The organism is Lutimonas vermicola (assembly GCF_038433205.1).
Taxonomy (GTDB): domain Bacteria; phylum Bacteroidota; class Bacteroidia; order Flavobacteriales; family Flavobacteriaceae; genus Lutimonas; species Lutimonas vermicola.
In genome coordinates, this window is sequence record NZ_JBCDNA010000001.1 from 808,672 (window position 1) to 827,264 (window position 18,593).

Annotated in this window: 11 protein-coding genes; 5 read left to right on the plus strand and 6 right to left on the minus strand. The window is 39.0% G+C overall.

The window, feature by feature from the left end; translation table 11 throughout:
- Positions 1–11 precede the first annotated feature (11 nt).
- The 3 genes from AABB81_RS03690 to AABB81_RS03700 form a co-directional block, all read right to left on the minus strand.
- On the minus strand, positions 12–1,205 hold the full coding sequence (locus tag AABB81_RS03690) for a serine hydrolase domain-containing protein (protein ID WP_342158708.1): 1,194 nt from the start codon (positions 1,203–1,205) through the stop codon (positions 12–14).
- A 453-nt stretch (positions 1,206–1,658) separates the two neighbouring features.
- A complete protein-coding gene (locus tag AABB81_RS03695; protein WP_342158709.1) occupies positions 1,659–3,149 on the minus strand; it encodes a S10 family peptidase in 1,491 nt (496 codons plus the stop codon).
- Between the two features lie 33 nt (positions 3,150–3,182).
- Positions 3,183–5,240, minus strand: a complete 2,058-nt coding sequence (locus AABB81_RS03700; RefSeq protein WP_342158710.1) for an HD family phosphohydrolase — start codon at positions 5,238–5,240, stop codon at positions 3,183–3,185.
- 267 nt (positions 5,241–5,507) lie between these two features.
- On the opposite strand from AABB81_RS03700, the gene AABB81_RS03705 reads away from it, so the two are divergent.
- Genes AABB81_RS03705 through AABB81_RS03715 form a run of 3 tightly spaced genes read left to right on the plus strand, consistent with a single transcriptional unit; the run spans position 5,508 to position 8,407 of the window.
- Positions 5,508–6,683, plus strand: a complete 1,176-nt coding sequence (locus AABB81_RS03705) for an acetyl-CoA C-acyltransferase (RefSeq protein WP_342158711.1) — start codon at positions 5,508–5,510, stop codon at positions 6,681–6,683.
- Between the two features lie 32 nt (positions 6,684–6,715).
- A complete protein-coding gene (locus AABB81_RS03710) occupies positions 6,716–7,486 on the plus strand; it encodes a C40 family peptidase (RefSeq protein ID WP_342158712.1) in 771 nt (256 codons plus the stop codon).
- Positions 7,487–7,531: 45 nt separating this feature from the next.
- Complete coding sequence (locus tag AABB81_RS03715; protein WP_342158713.1) at positions 7,532–8,407, plus strand: hypothetical protein; 876 nt, start codon at positions 7,532–7,534, stop codon at positions 8,405–8,407.
- An 84-nt stretch (positions 8,408–8,491) separates the two neighbouring features.
- On the opposite strand, the gene AABB81_RS03720 is transcribed toward AABB81_RS03715, so the two are convergent.
- Both AABB81_RS03720 and gyrA read right to left on the minus strand, forming a co-directional pair.
- Complete coding sequence (locus tag AABB81_RS03720) at positions 8,492–9,757, minus strand: tetratricopeptide repeat protein (RefSeq protein ID WP_342158714.1); 1,266 nt, start codon at positions 9,755–9,757, stop codon at positions 8,492–8,494.
- Positions 9,758–9,802: 45 nt separating this feature from the next.
- Positions 9,803–12,331 carry a DNA gyrase subunit A gene (gene gyrA, locus AABB81_RS03725; RefSeq protein WP_342158715.1) on the minus strand — a complete coding sequence of 843 codons (2,529 nt, stop codon included), beginning with the start codon at positions 12,329–12,331 and terminating at the stop codon, positions 9,803–9,805.
- Between the two features lie 224 nt (positions 12,332–12,555).
- Here gyrA and AABB81_RS03730 point away from each other — a divergent pair, with 224 nt between their 5' ends.
- A complete protein-coding gene (locus tag AABB81_RS03730) occupies positions 12,556–15,090 on the plus strand; it encodes an ATP-dependent Clp protease ATP-binding subunit (RefSeq protein WP_342158717.1) in 2,535 nt (844 codons plus the stop codon).
- Positions 15,091–15,144: 54 nt separating this feature from the next.
- Here the strand turns inward: AABB81_RS03730 and AABB81_RS03735 are convergent, their stop codons facing one another.
- Positions 15,145–15,717, minus strand: a complete 573-nt coding sequence (locus AABB81_RS03735) for an HdeD family acid-resistance protein (protein ID WP_342158718.1) — start codon at positions 15,715–15,717, stop codon at positions 15,145–15,147.
- A gap of 425 nt (positions 15,718–16,142) precedes the next feature.
- Between AABB81_RS03735 and thrA the strand changes: the two genes are divergently transcribed.
- Positions 16,143–18,587: a bifunctional aspartate kinase/homoserine dehydrogenase I gene (thrA, locus tag AABB81_RS03740; protein ID WP_342158720.1), complete on the plus strand. Its 2,445-nt coding sequence runs from the start codon at positions 16,143–16,145 to the stop codon at positions 18,585–18,587.
- The last annotated feature ends 6 nt before the right edge of the window (positions 18,588–18,593 follow it).

Below are 18,593 nucleotides of genomic sequence, written 5' to 3' on the forward strand. Positions count from 1 at the left end.
CGGAATTGGCATCAATTATTTGACGGATCAAAACTACTGTCAACAATCTGTTTTACTTTTTCATTCAGCGTTTTCATGGAATTATAATTGGAATGCTCAAGGGTAATTACCACCAGCTCATCATCAGGATATTGCATGAGGGAAGAACTGAATCCATTCCATTTTCCGTTGTGATAGACCACTTTACTGTTCTCATCTTCTTTGATCCTAAACCCAAAACCATAAGGAACTTTTCTGTTGTACCTGGTTTCACCTCTGGTATACATCAGGTCCAGTGTTTTTTTCGAAATGATCTTACCCGAATTTAATCCTTCGATCCATTTGAACATATCTTCTGTAGTTGAATACACATTTTTATCTCCTACAATGGCATCGTTGACCGTACCCCCTATTTTAGCGTGCCACCTTCTTCTGTAGATTCTGAAACCATCAAGTTGACCTTCTTTGATCGAATCCATTTCATACCTGTAAACAAAGGTGTTTTTCATATGAAGTGGTGTAAAGATTTTATCGTCAACAAAATCCCCAAAATTTTTATTGGTAACCTTTTCAACTATTGAAGCCAATACAAAATAGCCCGTATTCGAGTAATCAAAATTTGCTCCAGGGCTAAAAAACCTTTGAACGTCATGCTTACTGAGCATATCCATCATCTCTTTGTTGGAAGGAGCGTGTTCTTTTTTCCATTTATGTTCGGCGAGCCAAAAGTATTTGGGTAAACCTGAAGTATGGTTCATCAATTGTCTTACGGTAACTTCCTTATAAGGAAAATCAGGAAAGAACTTGATGACCTGATCATCAAGATCCAGTTTTCCATCTTCATACAAGATAAGAATTGATGCAGCTGTAAACTGTTTGCTAACCGACGCAAGTTGAAATACCGAATGATCGTCGATCATTGATTTTTTCTTAAAGTCGGCATATCCATAGTGATTCTTAAAAATCACCTTGCCCTTTTGAGCTATAATCACACTTCCGTGAAAATCATGCCTTTTATTGAAACGGTTAAAGAGTGAATCGAGTCTTTGATTCACTTTATGAGTAGTTGCCTCCGGGTAAAACTCCAGTGGCATATCCTTGTTCAAAGTTTCTTCAGTGTTGACATCTCCATAGCTTTTATCCTTTACAGAAGTCGAAACACTGAAACTATTTAACACAAAGAAAATAATAAGCAGGAAATACTTAATATTAACACTCCTTTTCATATAAATTTGTTATTGTTCTTTTTAAAGACTCGAAAAATATAAAAAATCATCTACACTGCAAAATAACAGTGGTTTATTTTTCGCGCCTCATTATTTTAATTGACTGTCCCCTAAGACTTTGACCCGTAATATATTTATCTTTCCAGGCTAGAAAATCAAGACAGCGTCATTTAACGTGATTTTAAACGTAAAAAACTTCGTTTTATTGAGTAAAGAGGTTTTACTGACCTACATATGAACTGATTAGCCCTTTGCGCCTTCCTTTTCTGGAAATGGTCTTCATCCTTCTATTTTAAATTTGATCCATTGGTTTATTTGCTCTTCCAGGATAGTAAGAGGAATACAACCTGATTGTAACATAATGTGATGAAATTCCCTGTTGTCAAAAGATTTACCAGGCTTCTGTTCTGCCCTGCTTTTCAAGAAGTCAAAAAAAGTTTACCTGTTTGACTTTTATTGATATTTAGCTGAATTTCCTTTAGGCAATGATCTTTCAATAAAGTCTCTAAGATCATTATTAGCTGTTTGGAGATCTTCTTTTCTGAGATACATCATATGGCCGCTTCTGTAACCTTTAAATTGCATCCTGTTTTGCATAAGGCCACTGGGATCCAATTGCCACATCGTGTATTTGGCGTTAAAGTATGTGGTCGCACCGTCATAATAACCCGATTGAAACAAAACATTCAAATAAGGGTTTTCTGCCATAGCCTTTCTCAAATTTTCTCGGGTATTATTGTCTCTCGTATCCCATGGGTGCACATCGCCAAACATATTGTACTTGACATCAGTCTTAAAATTCAGGTGTTGTCTGATATAATAGTTGATAGCCGGGGTGAATGAATGAAGCCATGATGTCAATTCGGCACTGTAATCAGGTTTGACTCCTGCAAGTGTTTTGTCTATCCCTAAATATCTGGAATCAAGCCTTCCTATAGTATGTCCTTGTTTATCTCTTAACAATTCCTTCCAAAAGAAATTTGTTGGAACATCCAGGTTGTGACGTATTATGGATTCGCTGGATAACCCGGAGTAATAAGACATGGTCTTGGCTACTTTTTCCTTATCAGAAATCGACAAAGCCCCTCCTTTAGCCAAAGCAGGCATTAAAGAATTCAACGCATACTCTTCAGCCTCAGGCAGTACATCAAGCAAATCTTTTTCCTGAAGTTCTGCGGCCAACATTTTATGATACCATGCAGCAGCCGTAAAATACGGGAGCTTCAAAGCTGAGGCTATAGCCGGATCAGATTTAAAATAATTATAATCAGCAGGTGATACCAAGATAACACCGTTTAAATACATCCATTGTGCTTCCTGAAGTTCCAGCGCCAAACCCGAAACTCTTGTACCTCCATAGCTTTCCCCAATTAAAAATTTAGGTGACAACCATCTGTCATGTCTGTTGACAAAAGTATTTAACCAGCCTGCCAGATACTTAATATCTGCATTGATCCCAAAAAATGTTTCCTTCTTAACTTCTTCTCCACTTACAGGAATTGTTCTGGAATAACCTGTATTAACAGGGTTTACATAAACAATATCAGCAACATCAAGAACTGAGTACTCGTTATCTCTGATCCCATAGGGTTGTTGTGGATATCCCTCATCATCGATTTTTAAAACCTTTGGCCCCGTATAGGCAATATGCATCCAGACCGAAGCCGATCCCGGACCGCCATTAAATGAAATAACCAATGGCCGATCAGCCATTTTACCTGAATTGTTTCTTTTATAATAGGTGTAAAATAAAGTAGCTATGGCTTTGCCGCTTTCATCCCATACCGGTTGTGTTCCGGTAGTTGCCGTATAGCTTATTTTTTGTCCTTTAATTATTGACGAATGGTTGGTGACGACAATTGTATCCAAAGGTATTTTAATATCTTGTCCAAAACTGATCTGAAACGCAAAGACAAAAACAAGAAAAAATTTAGGTAATTTCATTTGATTTAAACTATAAAATTTAATTCGTGATCACTATTCGGGATACTCAATACGAAGGTGATAAATATTGTTTAATTTCTTTTTGATCACTTTTTTAATCGTTTGAATCTCCTTAAATGTGATATCAGAATTCATGTACTGCCCCTTGCTCATCTGTCCGTTGATAATTTTCTCCACCAAGTCATCAATCAATATGGCAGTAGGATCCTTAATGCTCTTGGATGCAGCTTCACAGGCATCACACATCATTAAGATTGCCGTTTCCTTGGAAAACGGGATCGGTCCCGGATAGGTATAATCTTTAGGATCCACCTGGTCAGGCGTAATGTCATTTTGCTTTCTGTAAAAATAGTAGACCATGGTTGTGCCATGGTGGGTCCTGATAAAATCAATAATCCTGTCAGGTAACCTGTTCTTTTTAGCTATTTCAATGCCCTTTAGCACATGGTCAATTATGATTGTTGCAGAATCATTCGGTGGCAATTCATTATGGGGATTAACGCTGGTTGTTTGATTTTCGATAAAATACATAGGGTTTACCATCTTTCCTATGTCGTGATACAGGGCTCCTGTTCTCACCAGCATGGCATTGGCTCCTATCTCATTGGCCGAAGCCTCTGCAAGATTGGCCACCTGCATAGAATGCTGAAAAGTTCCGGGTGCTTTTTCATTGAGTTCACGCAACAATTTTGAATTGGTGTTTGACAATTCCAATAATGACACATCCGACACCAGGTTGAAGGTTTTTTCATAAATCAGGATCAAAAACAAAGATAAAAACGAAAGAACTCCATTCAAGGCGAACAGCACAAAATACCCCCATTTAAGCTCCTGGGCATTTCCCTCCTGAATAATGGAAAAAGCCAAATATGACAACATATAAACCCCGGTAATCTTAATGATGGAAAAAAACAAATTCGCCCTTCGGTGAAGCTCTGATACGGTGAGGATGGTTACAATACCTGCTATGATCTGAAGAAATATAAATTCAAAACTATTGGGCACGATAAAACCAAGAATCAAGACCGTAACAACATGGGCAAACAAACCCAGACGCGCATCAAAAAAGGCTTTAAAAATGATAGGCAAAATAATGACCGGTACAACGTAGATATAATTCACCCAATACTTCTGCACTATGGTGACCAAAAACACGATCAGGAGGATATTGAAAAAGATAAACGTAAGTTTTGTATTGTTTTCCCAAATGCTTTTTCGATAACGATGCAAAAACAACATCAGCATGAGCAATACCAAAGCCACAAGTATGGTATATCCAAAAACAATCCAGTTATAATTGGACTTGCTCCAAAGTTGAGAATCGTATTCACTTTTCAGCGAAATAAGAATCTCGTATTTTGAGCCTTCAACTACATCTCCTTTTGCGATAATGCGTTCGTTTTCTGTGACCAGTCCCTTATTGACCGTAATCCCTTTTATTTCTTCATCAATCACTTTTTGAGTGAATTCCTCATCATAAAAAATATTGGGCTCTAAAATATCAAAGAACAGTGTCGTAAAACTCTGTTCAAGTTTTTCATATCTGGTGTTTTCAAAATATTTTTGAATAGCAGGAACCAGCATCTCTGTAGTAAAAAGATTGTCTGAAAGAATATCTTCCGCTTCATTTCCCCTTCTTAAGGTAATGATCGTGTTTTTTAAGACTTTATCGTTGTCGGATTTATTGAGAAAGCCTGTTTTATATACAATTTCAAGAAATTTTAGCCCAAATGTCTTAATGCGACTCTTCCCCAATCCTGACGCAGCTGAATCCTCCTGAATCATCAGAATCTTTGAATTATATTGCTCTTCTACTTCTTTGACGACATCCTCATCGATCGTAAAAAACAACTTTTTATTCGCCTCAATTTCCTCAATTTCTTTCTGAATATCTTCATCCGTTTTTAGAATAGCGAAGTCAAAAGGGGCATAGAGGTTTTCGTATTGCCATGGTTTCCCTTTCTGGATATTGTATTTAAACTGTCCTCCTTTAGGGAACAGGTATACAATGGTTACGGTTGTGACTATAAAAAGAATTATTTTATAGACAAGGGCGTGATTTTGATAATATTTATTGAGAAAATCCTTCATGCAATTCAATTACGATTTCAAATGTAAAAAATAATACTTCAAAACTGGCTTATTTCACCAACTTATCTAAAGTCGTTCAGCTTTCTTCCAGAAAGAATTGAATTTGAATCAAATGATTCGCCTTTCACATGTTAATTCCTTCATACCAAAACCTCGTTTTCTTTGGCGCTCAACTCTATAATCTCACCAAATTTATTTACTTTCGCATATAGGCACATTAATCTGATTTGACAACATAAGTCAAGTTTCCATAAATAAAAATTCATTATGAAAGAAGTTGTGATTGTTTCGGCTGTAAGAACCCCAATTGGCAGTTTTCTTGGAAGTCTTTCAGAAGTTCCGGCAAGTAAACTTGGTGCTGCTGCAATCAAGGCGGCCCTTGAAAAAATAGATCTTGATCCTTCAAAAGTTGACGAGGTTTTCATGGGTAATGTTGTTCAGGCGGGTGTGGGTCAGGCACCAGCGAAGCAAGCGGCTCTTTATGCAGGAATTCCCGACAATGTTCCTTGTACCACAGTGAACAAAGTTTGTTCTTCAGGGATGAAAGCAATTGCTTTTGCTGCTCAGGCCATAAAATGCGGAGATGCGGATGTTGTTGTAGCAGGAGGAATGGAAAATATGAGCCTGATCCCACATTACATGCATGGGCGGAAGGGACAGAAATTCGGCAATATCCAAATGGAAGACGGCCTGTTAAAAGACGGCCTTGTAAATGTTTATGATGGAAAACACATGGGTAATTGCGGAGATGCCTGTGCCGTGAGATATGAGTTTAGCAGAGAAGATCAGGATGCCTTTGCCATCACATCTTATGAACGATCTGCCGCTGCCTGGAAATCAGGGAAATTCGACAATGAGGTCATCCCAGTTGAAATTCCCCAAAGAAGAGGTGAACCATTGACAATAAAAGAAGACGAAGAATATAAAAATATTAAAATTGAAAAGGTCCCTAATTTAAGGCCGGCCTTTAATAAGGACGGCACTGTGACCGCTGCAAATGCATCTACACTTAATGATGCTGCGGCTGCCCTTGTGATCATGAGCCGAGAGAAAGCCATTGAGCTGGGCATTAAGCCATTGGCCGTCATCAATGGATATGCTGATGCTTCGCAAGAGCCGGAATGGTTTACCACGGCTCCGGCCAAAGCCTTGCCCAAAGCATTGTCTCATGCCAATATCAAAGCTGAAGATGTTGATTTTTATGAATTAAATGAAGCTTTTTCAGTGGTAGGACTTGCCAACATAAAACTGCTTAATCTTGATGCAGCAAAGGTAAATGTGCACGGGGGTGCCGTGTCTCTGGGTCATCCATTAGGATGTTCAGGAGCCAGAATCATAGTGACATTGATCAATGTACTCAAACAAAATAATGGTAAGATTGGAGCCGCGGGAATTTGTAACGGAGGTGGAGGCGCCAGTGCAATGGTTATCACCCTGGTTTAATATTTCTATTCAAGTATCTCTAATAAGTTTTCATGGAATTCGGAATCTGCCATTTAAATTGTATCGCCCTTAGAAAAGAACCCTCTGATCAAAGTGAAATGGTTAGCCAGCTGCTTTTTGGAGAAACCTTTGAAGTATTGCTTGCAGAAGGAGACTGGATCCAGGTTCATTTGGATTATGATTTTTATGAAGGATGGGTCAGCAGCAAACAGATCAAAGAATTAGACGGAGAAGTCTATCACAGGATATCGAAAAAGAGCCCTTGTTTTTCGGATGAGATGGTCACTTTTATCACGAATCAAGATGATCAGTTCCAACTCATAACCCTGGGTGCTGTTTTACCTGAATATAAAAAAGGCTCGTTTTACCTCGATGAATTCCATTACGATTTTGACGGTGAGGTCATCAACGGTAAAATGCCTAAGTCAAATCTGGTTCGTACGGCATATAAATTTTTGAATGCACCCTTTCTATGGGGTGGAAGGACTCCTTTTGGGGTAGATTGTTCGGGTTTTACACAAATGGTGTATAAAATCAATGGATATCAATTATTCAGAGATGCACATCAACAGGCGAGCCAGGGTGAAGTATTGAGCTTTATTGAAGAATGTGAACCGGGTGATTTGGCTTTTTTTGACAATGAGGAAGGTGAGATCATTCATGCCGGGATCATATTGGACAATAACTACATCATTCATTGCCATGGAAAAGTCAGGATAGACCGTATTGATTCAAGCGGCATCTACAATGTTGATACAAATAGGCATACCCACAAGTTACGGGTTATGAAACAATTATTTTAAAATCAATCACAGGCTCGATCAAAGCCTTCAAGTTAGATTATAGTTATGGATATACGGAAACGTACCCTTTTTATCATTTCGGCTTCTTTGATCGCAATCTTTATTGCATGGAAAGCTTATTTAAACTATTCGAATAAATTCGTTTCAGTCTCACCCGGTTTAAGCGAAATTTCGGGAATTGAATTCGATAAAGAGGGAAATCTTTGGGCGATCAATGACAGTGGTAACAGCACAGAGATCCATCAAATTGATTCATTGGGTAACGTCAACAGGTCCATCAAAATCACAAATGCGAAAAATATAGATTGGGAAGATCTTACACAGGACGATTTTGGTCATTTCTTTATCGGGGATTTTGGCAACAACAATAACGAAAGGCGCGACCTGACCGTTTATAAAATTGAAAACCCTATCGATATCAAAACCGCTGAAACCGAAGCTGAGATCATTCGGTTTAAATTTTTTGATCAGGATCTTAAAAACACAAGCGACAGTATTAAAAATTTTGATTTGGAGGCCTTTGTATTTTATAAAGGACGCCTGTATATGTTCACCAAGAACAGAACCAAACCCTTTGATGGTTTTACGAATCTTTATCGAATGGAAGACTATGCTTCCAACCAAAAGGCAAAAAAAGTAAGCCGTTTTAAAACCTGCCAGGCAGGAAAATACCAATGCTGGATTACCAGTGCCGCCTTGAGCCCTGACCGCAAAAAGCTGGCATTGCTTGGGTCCAATAAAATTTGGATTTTTAAAAACTGGAAGGAAGATGATTTTTTTTCAGGAGAGCTTAAAGAAATTGACCTGGGTCTTATCACCCAAAAGGAAGCCATCACGTTTTTAAATGACTCATTGCTTGTGATTGCCGATGAAAACTACAAAGGCATTGGAGGAAATATCTATACCTACACCATTGATTAGCATCAGGCTGTCATATAAGTAGAAATCAAAAAAAAAAGCTATCGGTCATAAGACCAATAGCTTTCACTATAAAGTGCAACACTTTTATTTCAAAGCATCGTATTGTGCTTTCATGGCCTGAAACTTCTCATCCATTTCAGTATTCTCATATAAGCTCATCAACGTTCTGATGGTATCAATATCATCAGGTCTGAGTTCCAGCGCTTTTTCGTAATAAGGAATAACAGTTTTGTATAAATCCACTTGTTTGGCCTTCACTGCATCATACTTATCAAAGTCATTAAGGTTTTTGTTCATTTCCTCTACCAAAGCTTTGTCCTTTTCTAAATGGGCTGAACCTAAATTGATATAGGCATCGACATAATTCGGATCAAGCTCAATACATTTGGTATAGTATTCTTTGGCTTTTTCAAAATCACCCTGCTCACCTGTAATTACTCCAAGGTTGAAGTAAAGCGCAGCATTTGTTGGGTCTAATTCAAGTGCTTGATTCATCAATGCGGCAAATTCATCTTTATTGCCCAATTTGATCTGAAGGTTGGCTTCTGTCAAAATAAGGTTTACATCGTCAGGAGCGACTTCTCTCGCTTCTTTCACCGCTGCAATCGCCTTTTCAGTGTCCCCCATTTCCACATGTACAAAAGCTATATTCTTAACTATTGTTGGCTGCTTGGATTCTGAAGTGTTGACCAAAGGGTCGCTGTGGGTTCCTGCTTTCACCATCAGATCCATATTGGTTTTACCGCCCATATTTTCTCTTTCTCCCGAATCGACGTTAATAGCAGTATATTCTGTGGTTATACCTGTATATCCCAAGTCTTTCAAAGAAGTGAAATAGTCAAGGGCCAGAGGATAATCTTTATCTAAATACGCAGCATTTGCAGCATATTCCAAAAAGACTGTATCCGTCTTACTCAAATGATAGACTTCATACAATTCAGTCTTGGCTGCCGTATAGTCTTTGTTTTGATATGACTGAATTCCTTTGGCAGAAATTTCGGAAATCAAAGTGTTCATCGTTGGTCGAGCCAATTCTGAATACTTTGAAGAACCCATTTTATCTTCTTCCTCAAAAAGTGCATTAAATGATTCTGCTGCAATGTTAAAGTTCTCTATACTTGGGTCAGTTTTTGCCAAACCGGCGTATGACTCACCTTTTAAATAATAAAACTTGGCTTTCGTTTTATCATCTGCACCGGCAATTAAAGCTTCTGCTTTACCTATGTCAACAATAGCTGCTGCATAATCATTTTTCTTTACTGCTTTTTCAGCAGCTTTCAATTCATCTTTTTGAGCATAAGTTATTGTACATATAAATAATGCCACCAACAACAAGATTTGATTTTTCATTTTAAAACTAACTTAAATTATTATTGATTTACTGAGCGTGCAAAATTAATCATTTTGATCATTATTTTCATGATTTTCATCAGTTTTTATTTCATTGTCAGGTGCTTCGATCTCATCATCATGATCATCTTCATCATCCTCACTTTGAACTTTGGCCACTGCTGCAATCGAATCATTTTCTTTGATGTTGATCAGTTTTACTCCCTGAGTTGCTCTTCCCATGACTCTCAGATCAGACACACCAATTCTAATGGTGATCCCAGATTTATTGATGATCATCAAATCATCCTCATCGGTCACGTTTTTAATTGCGACCAATTCACCGGTCTTCTCAGTAATATTAATGGTTTTGACGCCTTTTCCTCCTCTGTTGGTAATTCTGTAATCATCCAGTTTGGATCGCTTGCCATAGCCCTTTTCAGAAACCACCAGAATATCAGAATCATTATCAGGAATGGATACCATTCCAACAACTTCATCCTTATCGTCTCTCAGAGTAATTCCCCTTACACCAGAAGCATTCCTTCCCATTGGACGGGTTTTACCTTCTTCAAAACGAATGGATTTACCTGATTTGGCAGCAATCATGATTTGACTTTCGCCATTGGTAAGTTTGGCTTCAAGCAATTCATCTCCTTCCTTGATCGTTATGGCATTAATCCCATTTGTTCTTGGTCGGGAATACTGCTCCAGTGACGTTTTCTTGGTTTGCCCTTTCTTAGTCACCATGACTACATAATTACTGTTTACATATTCCTCATCTTTCAAATCCTGCGTGACTACAAAAGCTTTAACCTTATCGTCGTTTTCAATATTGACAAGGTTTTGAATAGCCCTGCCCTTCGACGTTTTGTTGCCTTCCGGGATTTCGTAAACGCGCATCCAAAAAACTTTTCCTTTTCTTGTAAAGAATAACATGTATTGGTGATTGGTAGCTACAAAAAGGTGTTCGAGAAAATCTTCGCTCCGTGTTGCCACGCCTTTTTGGCCCCTGCCTCCCCGGTTCTGTGTTTTGTATTCAGAAAGATCAGTACGTTTGATATAGCCTGCATGGGAGATCGTAACAACAACCTGTGAATTAGGAATCATATCTTCGATGTTCAGTTCCCCGCCAGCATATTCTATAACAGACCTTCTTTCATCTCCATATTTTTCCTTGACCTCCAGTAATTCTTCTTTGATGATTTCCATTCTCCTGGACTCACTTGATAAAATATCCTTGAGATCTATGATCAATTTCATGATATCTTCAAACTCGGCTCTTAATTTATCCTGCTCCAGACCGGTCAATTGTCTCAACCTCATTTCGACAATCGCCTTGGCTTGAATTTCGGTCAATTCAAACCGTTCAATCAATTTATCCCTGGCTTCATCTGCATTACTTGACCCACGGATCAATTTGATTACTTCGTCAATATTGTCACTGGCAATGATGAGTCCTTCAAGAATATGAGCCCTTGCCTCCGCTTTTTTCAATTCAAATTCAGTACGCCTGACGACGACTTCATGCCTGTGATTTACAAAATGTACAATCAGGTCCTTCAGGTTTAAAACCTCCGGCTTACCTTTTACCAGGGCAATATTATTTACACTAAAAGAAGTTTGAAGCGCCGTGTATTTATACAACTTATTCAATACGATATTTGGAATCGCATCTCTTTTTAACACATATACCAGTCTTCTCCCTTTTCTGCTCGTTTCATCCCTGATGGAAGCAATCCCGTCAATTTTATGATCATTGATCAAGTCAACCGTTTTCTTTAACAGGTCAGAACCATTTACCTGATAAGGTAATTCAGTTACCACGATGCATTCTCTGCCATTTACTTCTTCAAAATTTGCTTTAGCCCGCATCATAACGCGCCCTCGGCCTGTTAAAAAAGCCTGCTTTACTCCCTCATAGCCATAAATGATACCACCGGTAGGAAAATCGGGTGCTTTAATATGCTGGATCAATTCCTCAATCTCTATGTCATTATTTTCAATATAAGCCACTGTTCCATCAACAACTTCACTCAGGTTATGAGGGGCCATATTCGTTGCCATACCCACTGCGATACCCGAAGCTCCGTTAACCAGCAAACTCGGTATTCTTGTCGGGAGCACAGTTGGCTCCTGTAAGGTATCATCAAAATTCAACCTGTGGTCTACAGTATCCTTTTCTATGTCGGCAAGCATATCTTCAGAGATCTTTCTCATCCGAACTTCTGTATAACGCATCGCAGCGGGGCTGTCACCATCAGGAGAACCGAAATTTCCTTGCCCGTCTACCATTTCATAACGCATACTCCAGTCCTGGGCCATTCTTACCATCGCATCGTAAACTGATGTATCACCATGGGGATGGTATTTACCTAAAACCTCTCCCACCACTCTCGCTGATTTCTTGTGGGCTCCTGTCGCTTTAATTCCCAATTCATGCATTCCAAATAAAACCCTTCTGTGAACTGGTTTTAAACCGTCACGAACATCGGGCAAGGCTCTCGAAACAATTACAGACATTGAATAATCAATGTATGCTGATTTCATTTCCTCCTCAATATTAATTGGAATTATTTTGTCGTGTTCCGCCATTTTCTATATCCGTTTTTAATCGTGTTTTTTTAGCTGGAGCAATATACAATTATTCTTATTTTTAGGGAGCCCACGGCTCCTTTTTATTAAGATTAGTTATTAACAATAGTGCTTAATTATTTGACTGAATTTTAGTAACTTAGTATGAAGTTAAAAGTTGCTAATAACTTTTGTAATGAATTAGTTAAAATTTCTAGTAAATTTACATCATAAACAACAAGCATATGGACGATAATTTTTCACCAAAAGTAAAGGATGTGATTGCCTATAGTAAAGAGGAAGCCTTGAGGTTGGGCCATGATTTTATAGGCACTGAACACTTGATGCTTGGTATTTTACGCAAAGGAAAAGGCGAAGCCTATGATATATTAAACACCTTCGAACTCAATTTTTCTGCTTTACGAAAGAAAATAGAATCGCTTCACGAAAGCGGTTCAGCGGTTGCTGAGGTCAATGACAAAAAAAGCCTTCATCTCACGAAACAAGCGGAAAAAGCATTAAAAACAACCTTTCTGGAAGCCAAATTATACAAAAGCGATGCCATCAGCACGGCACATTTATTACTTTGCATTTTAAGAAATGAAAATGACCCAACAACCAAGGTCTTGCATAACTTTGATGTTTTCTATGAAGACGTGAAAGAGGTTTTTCAGGAATTATTTGCGGGATCCAAGGAAGATGATATCACTGAAAGCCCGGTGGCAGAAACGCCTCCTGAAGATTTTAACGAACCCCAGAAAAATCCCTACCAGGGATCAAAAGGCAAGGTCGTGAAAAAATCAAAAACACCGGTGCTGGACAATTTCGGAAGGGATTTGACCCTTCTTGCAGAAAACGGCAAACTCGATCCCGTGGTGGGCAGAAAGCTTGAGATAGAGCGTATCTCTCAGATCTTAAGCCGAAGGAAAAAGAACAACCCTATTTTAATCGGAGAACCCGGAGTTGGTAAATCAGCAATAGCCGAAGGCTTAGCACTAAGGATTATCCAGAAAAAAGTTTCAAGGATTTTATTCAATAAACGAATTGTATCCCTTGATCTGGCAAGCCTCGTTGCCGGAACAAAATACAGGGGACAGTTCGAGGAACGCATGAAAGCCCTGATGAATGAATTGGAAAAAAATGATGACATCATCCTGTTTATTGATGAGATTCATACCATTGTCGGAGCCGGAGGAGCTACAGGGTCTTTGGATGCTTCCAATATGTTCAAACCCGCTCTTGCAAGAGGTGATATACAATGTATTGGCGCAACCACTCTTGATGAATTCAGACAAAACATAGAGAAGGACGGAGCCCTGGAACGCAGATTTCAAAAGGTCATCGTAGAACCTACCAGCGTTGAGGAAACCATACAGATACTGGAAAATATCAAAAATAAGTACGAGGACCATCACAACGTAGAATTTACCCCTGAAGCAATTAAGGCCTGTGTAACCCTTACAAACAGATATATGACAGACAGGTATCTGCCGGACAAGGCCATTGATGCTTTGGATGAAGCGGGTTCCAGAATCCATATTACCAATATTGTGGTTCCTAAAACAGTACTCGAACTCGAGAAAAAACTGGAAGAAATCCGGGAACATAAAAATGACGTTGTAAAGAGTCAGAAATACGAAGAAGCAGCCAAGTTACGCGACGACGAAAAGCGCATCGAAAAGGAACTTGAGATTGCTCAGGCCAACTGGGAAGAGGAATCTAAACTTCATAAAGAAACGGTCACTGAAGATAACGTAGCAGAGGTGGTTAGCATGATGACCGGTATTCCCGTAAACAGGATCGCAGAAGCTGAGAGCAAGCGACTCAAAGACCTTCCTGATCTTATAAAAGGAAAAGTAATTGGCCAGGACGAAGCCGTGAGCAAAGTTGTTAAAGCGATTCAAAGAAATCGCGTAGGGTTGAAAGATCCTAACAAACCTATCGGCTCATTTATCTTCCTGGGTCAAACAGGTGTTGGTAAAACACAGCTCGCCAAAATACTGGCAACCGAATTGTTTGACTCACAGGATGCACTTGTACGAATTGACATGAGTGAATACATGGAAAAGTTTGCTATTTCAAGATTGATAGGAGCGCCTCCAGGTTACGTGGGATATGAAGAAGGAGGACAACTTACTGAAAAAATAAGACGCAAGCCTTATGCAGTTGTGCTTTTGGACGAAATTGAAAAAGCCCATCCGGATGTGTTCAATATGTTGCTTCAGATCCTTGATGATGGCTATATAACAGATAGTTTAGGCAGAAAAATAGATTTCCGCCACACCATTATCATCATGACCTCAAATATTGGCTCAAGACAGTTGAAAGATTTTGGACAGGGTGTCGGATTTGGTACAAGCGCGAAAAAAACCCAGGCAGACGCGAATGCAAAAAGCGTTATTGAAAAGGCATTAAAAAAGAGCTTTGCCCCTGAATTTCTAAATAGAATAGATGACGTGATCATTTTTAATGCCCTTGAAAGGGAAGACATTCATGCAATCATCGATATTGAGTTGGGAAAATTATTGTCTCGTATTTCAGGTTTGGGTTATCAGCTTAAACTTAGTGATGACGCCAAAGACTATATTGTAGACAAAGGTTTTGACAGACAGTATGGTGCGCGCCCTCTTAAGCGAGCTATCCAAAAATACATTGAGGATGCCCTTGCGGAAGAAATTGTAAATGCCAACCTGAATGAGAATGATACAATCTATATGGACCTTGATAAGGAGAATAAAAAACTCACCATTAAAATTGAAAAAACAAAAGAATCCAAATAAAACTAAAAGGGTGGCTCAAGAGCCACCCTTTTTTATATATCAGGATAATTTTGTTTATAAATCCTGAACGTTTGTTTTTAACTTCCTCAGTTTAAAAGCCAATGCAATATTCGCAACTCCAAAGAGCACAAGCGTAAAGGCAAGTGTATAGACCAGATAACTGGCACCTATCAAAGGGTTAATTATCGACATCATGGCAAAGATGACAATTAATATTCCAAAGGTAAGGATCCATCCCCAGCCTTTATCTCCAATGGCCTTGATCTTAAAGGAAACAGAGATCATATTAAAACCCCTGAACAATAACCAAAACCCAATAAACAAAGAGAAAAGAACCACGGTTAACCCCGGATACTTAAGCAGGATAAAACCAATGATCACATCCAGGACACCTCCTGCAAGGTAAAGACCGAAATTATCGATATCATCTTTGTTTGTTAAGGCAAAAAAGACACTAAAAAGACCACTGACAAAAATAAGAGCACTGAACAAAGTCGCCAGGCCAATAAAACTCTCAACAGGAGTGCTGAACATCCAGTAAGCACTAATGAGAAGTAAGATCCCAAGGATTAAGAATACCCACCAATTCTTGATGGTTCCAGAAACTTTTGAAATAAGATTTGACATAATTAATTTTTTAAGGTTCCGTTAAAGATACTTGAATATCACATAAATAAAAAACCATGGCACCGATTTGCCTCTACAATAGAGCCAAATTCTCCAAATAGGCCTTTTTTTTACCTAAAACTTAATAAGAGATTGCTCTGAATCGTATCAAATTTGTAAGCAATACTTTTATAAACCCCATTTTCTCAAATTATTTGTAATATTCTTTAACAATTAAAAAAAGTGCTATATATTTGTCGACATGCAAAAAATAGTTGACATAAACTCTTCCTTTCGCAGTCTCACATCAACTGCTACGTTCACTATTTTCACCCTATAGGGGTTGTTATTCATATATTTCTACGTCAGCGACAGGTCATTTTACAAGAAGTAAATAAAGGGTCTGTCAAATTAAAAATACATTTTTAGCTTATAAAATAAATACAATGATCGTATCAAAATTTGGGGGAACTTCAGTTGGTTCTGCCGAAAACATAAAAAAAGTAATTCATATTGTCCAGAAAAAAAGTCAGAAAACTGCCGTTGTGGTTTCGGCCCTTGGAGGCATTACCAATTTATTGATCAAAGCTTCTGACCTGGCATTGAAAAATAATGAAAGTTACCAGGAAATTGTGGATCAAATCGAGCAAAGGCATTTCAGTACAATAGAGGGCCTGTTGCATCATGACAACCAAACAGTCTGCAAAGCTGAAGTGGCCAAAAGACTGAACAACCTTAAAGAGGTACTTCACGGTGTGGCCTTGCTGAATGACCTTTCCAACAAAACATCAGCCAGGATTATCGGTTTAGGTGAACTCCTTTCTTCTTTTATCATTTATCACGCCATGCTTCAGGAGAAGTTGAACGTAAAACTGATCGATAGCAGAGACATTATTAAAACAAATGATCATTACCTGAACGCTCAGGTTCATTTTACCGAAACCTATGACCTGATCAGCAAGAGCCTAAGCAGTAAAGACAATAATATTTTCCTGCTTCCCGGGTTTATAGCTTCCAACAAAAATGGAGAAACCACAACGCTTGGAAGGGGTGGTTCAGATTTTACTGCTGCCATTGTCGCCAATGCGATATCCGCCAGCACCCTCGAGATATGGACCGATGTCAGTGGTATGTACACTGCAAACCCACAATTGGTAAAACAGGCCTATCCTATTGAGGAAATTTCATTCCAGGAAGCCATGGAATTGTCGCATTTTGGTGCTAAAGTTCTTTATCCGCCTACCATACAGCCTGTATTGGACAAAAGGATCCCGATTCTGATCAAAAACACCCTGGCTCCTGAGGACAAGGGAACGCTGATCACCGAAAAATCTTTGGTCACAGGCTCAATAGTCAAAGGAATCAGTCATATCGAAGACATCGCATTATTGACCCTTGAAGGCAATGGAATGGTTGGTGTTCCCGGGATTTCCAAAAGGCTTTTTGGGGCCCTGGCCGAAAATCAGATCAACGTAAAATTCATTACGCAGGCTTCCAGTGAGCATTCTATTTGTATCGCAATTGATATAAGTGAAAGTGAACTGGCCAAAAGAGCAGTCGATGATGAATTTGAATATGAAATCATTCAACACAAGATCAATCCTCTTATCATTGAAGATGAGCTTGCTATTATAGCCCTCGTGGGTGACAATATGAAATCTCACCAGGGGATCAGCGGAAAAATGTTTTCAGAACTGGGAACAAACAACGTCAATATCAGGGCCATTGCACAGGGATCAACAGAAAAGAACATTTCTGCCGTTATACGTAAAAAAGATGTAAAGAAAGCGCTTAACACGCTTCATGCGGCTTTTTTTGAGGATCAGATCAAACAAATCAATCTGTTCGTCGTGGGAATTGGAAATGTTGGCAGTAAATTATTAGATCAAATTTTATCACAGTACAGTTATTTATTAGAAAAGCTGCATTTACAATTAAGGGTTGTAGCAATAGCCAATTCAAGAAAAATGTTGTTTCGAGCTGAGGGTATTGACCTCAATGTCTGGCAGGAACAATTGGACAGCCAGGGAGTGGTTTCGGATATGAAAACATTTATGACAGAAATGAATGCACTGAATTTACGAAACAGTGTATTTGTTGATAATACAGCCAATCATAAGGTTCCCGGCTTCTATGCCGAATGTTTGTCGAGCAGTGTTGCCGTAGTGGCCTGTAACAAGATCGCCTGTTCCTCAAATTATGACAACTACAGACAATTGAAATATTTATCGAGAAAATACAAGGCCCCTTTCTTGTTTGAGACCAATGTGGGCGCAGGCCTTCCTGTGATAGACACCCTGAACAATCTCATTGCCTCGGGTGACAGGATCACCGAAATACAAGCGGTTCTGTCGGGTAGTTTGAATTTTATATTCAACCATTTCGATGCTGAGCACTCATTTTATGAAGTTGTCAAACAAGCAGGTATCGAAGGCTATACCGAACCGGATCCGAGAATTGACCTGAGCGGCGTCGACGTGATGAGAAAAATTCTGATCCTGATGCGTGAAAGCGGCATGCCATGCGAATTGGAGGATATAAAAAACGATTCCTTTCTCCCGAAAGCGTCACTTGAAGCAGGATCGGTTGCAGATTTTATGGAAACATTAAAATCAGGAGCCGGACATTTTGAAGCGCTGAGGAAAGAAGCGGAGGAGCTAAACTGCAGATTGAAGTATTTGGCCAGCTTTAAAAACGGCAGTGCAAAAGTTGGACTGCAGCATATCCCTAAAGACCATCCTTTTTACAATTTGGACGGGAAAGACAATATTGTGCTTTTTTACACGGACCGATACAAAGACCAACCCTTGATCATCAAGGGCGCAGGCGCAGGCGCAGCAGTAACTGCCTCAGGTATTTTCGGAGATATCATAAGAACCGGCAATAAATAATCGAAA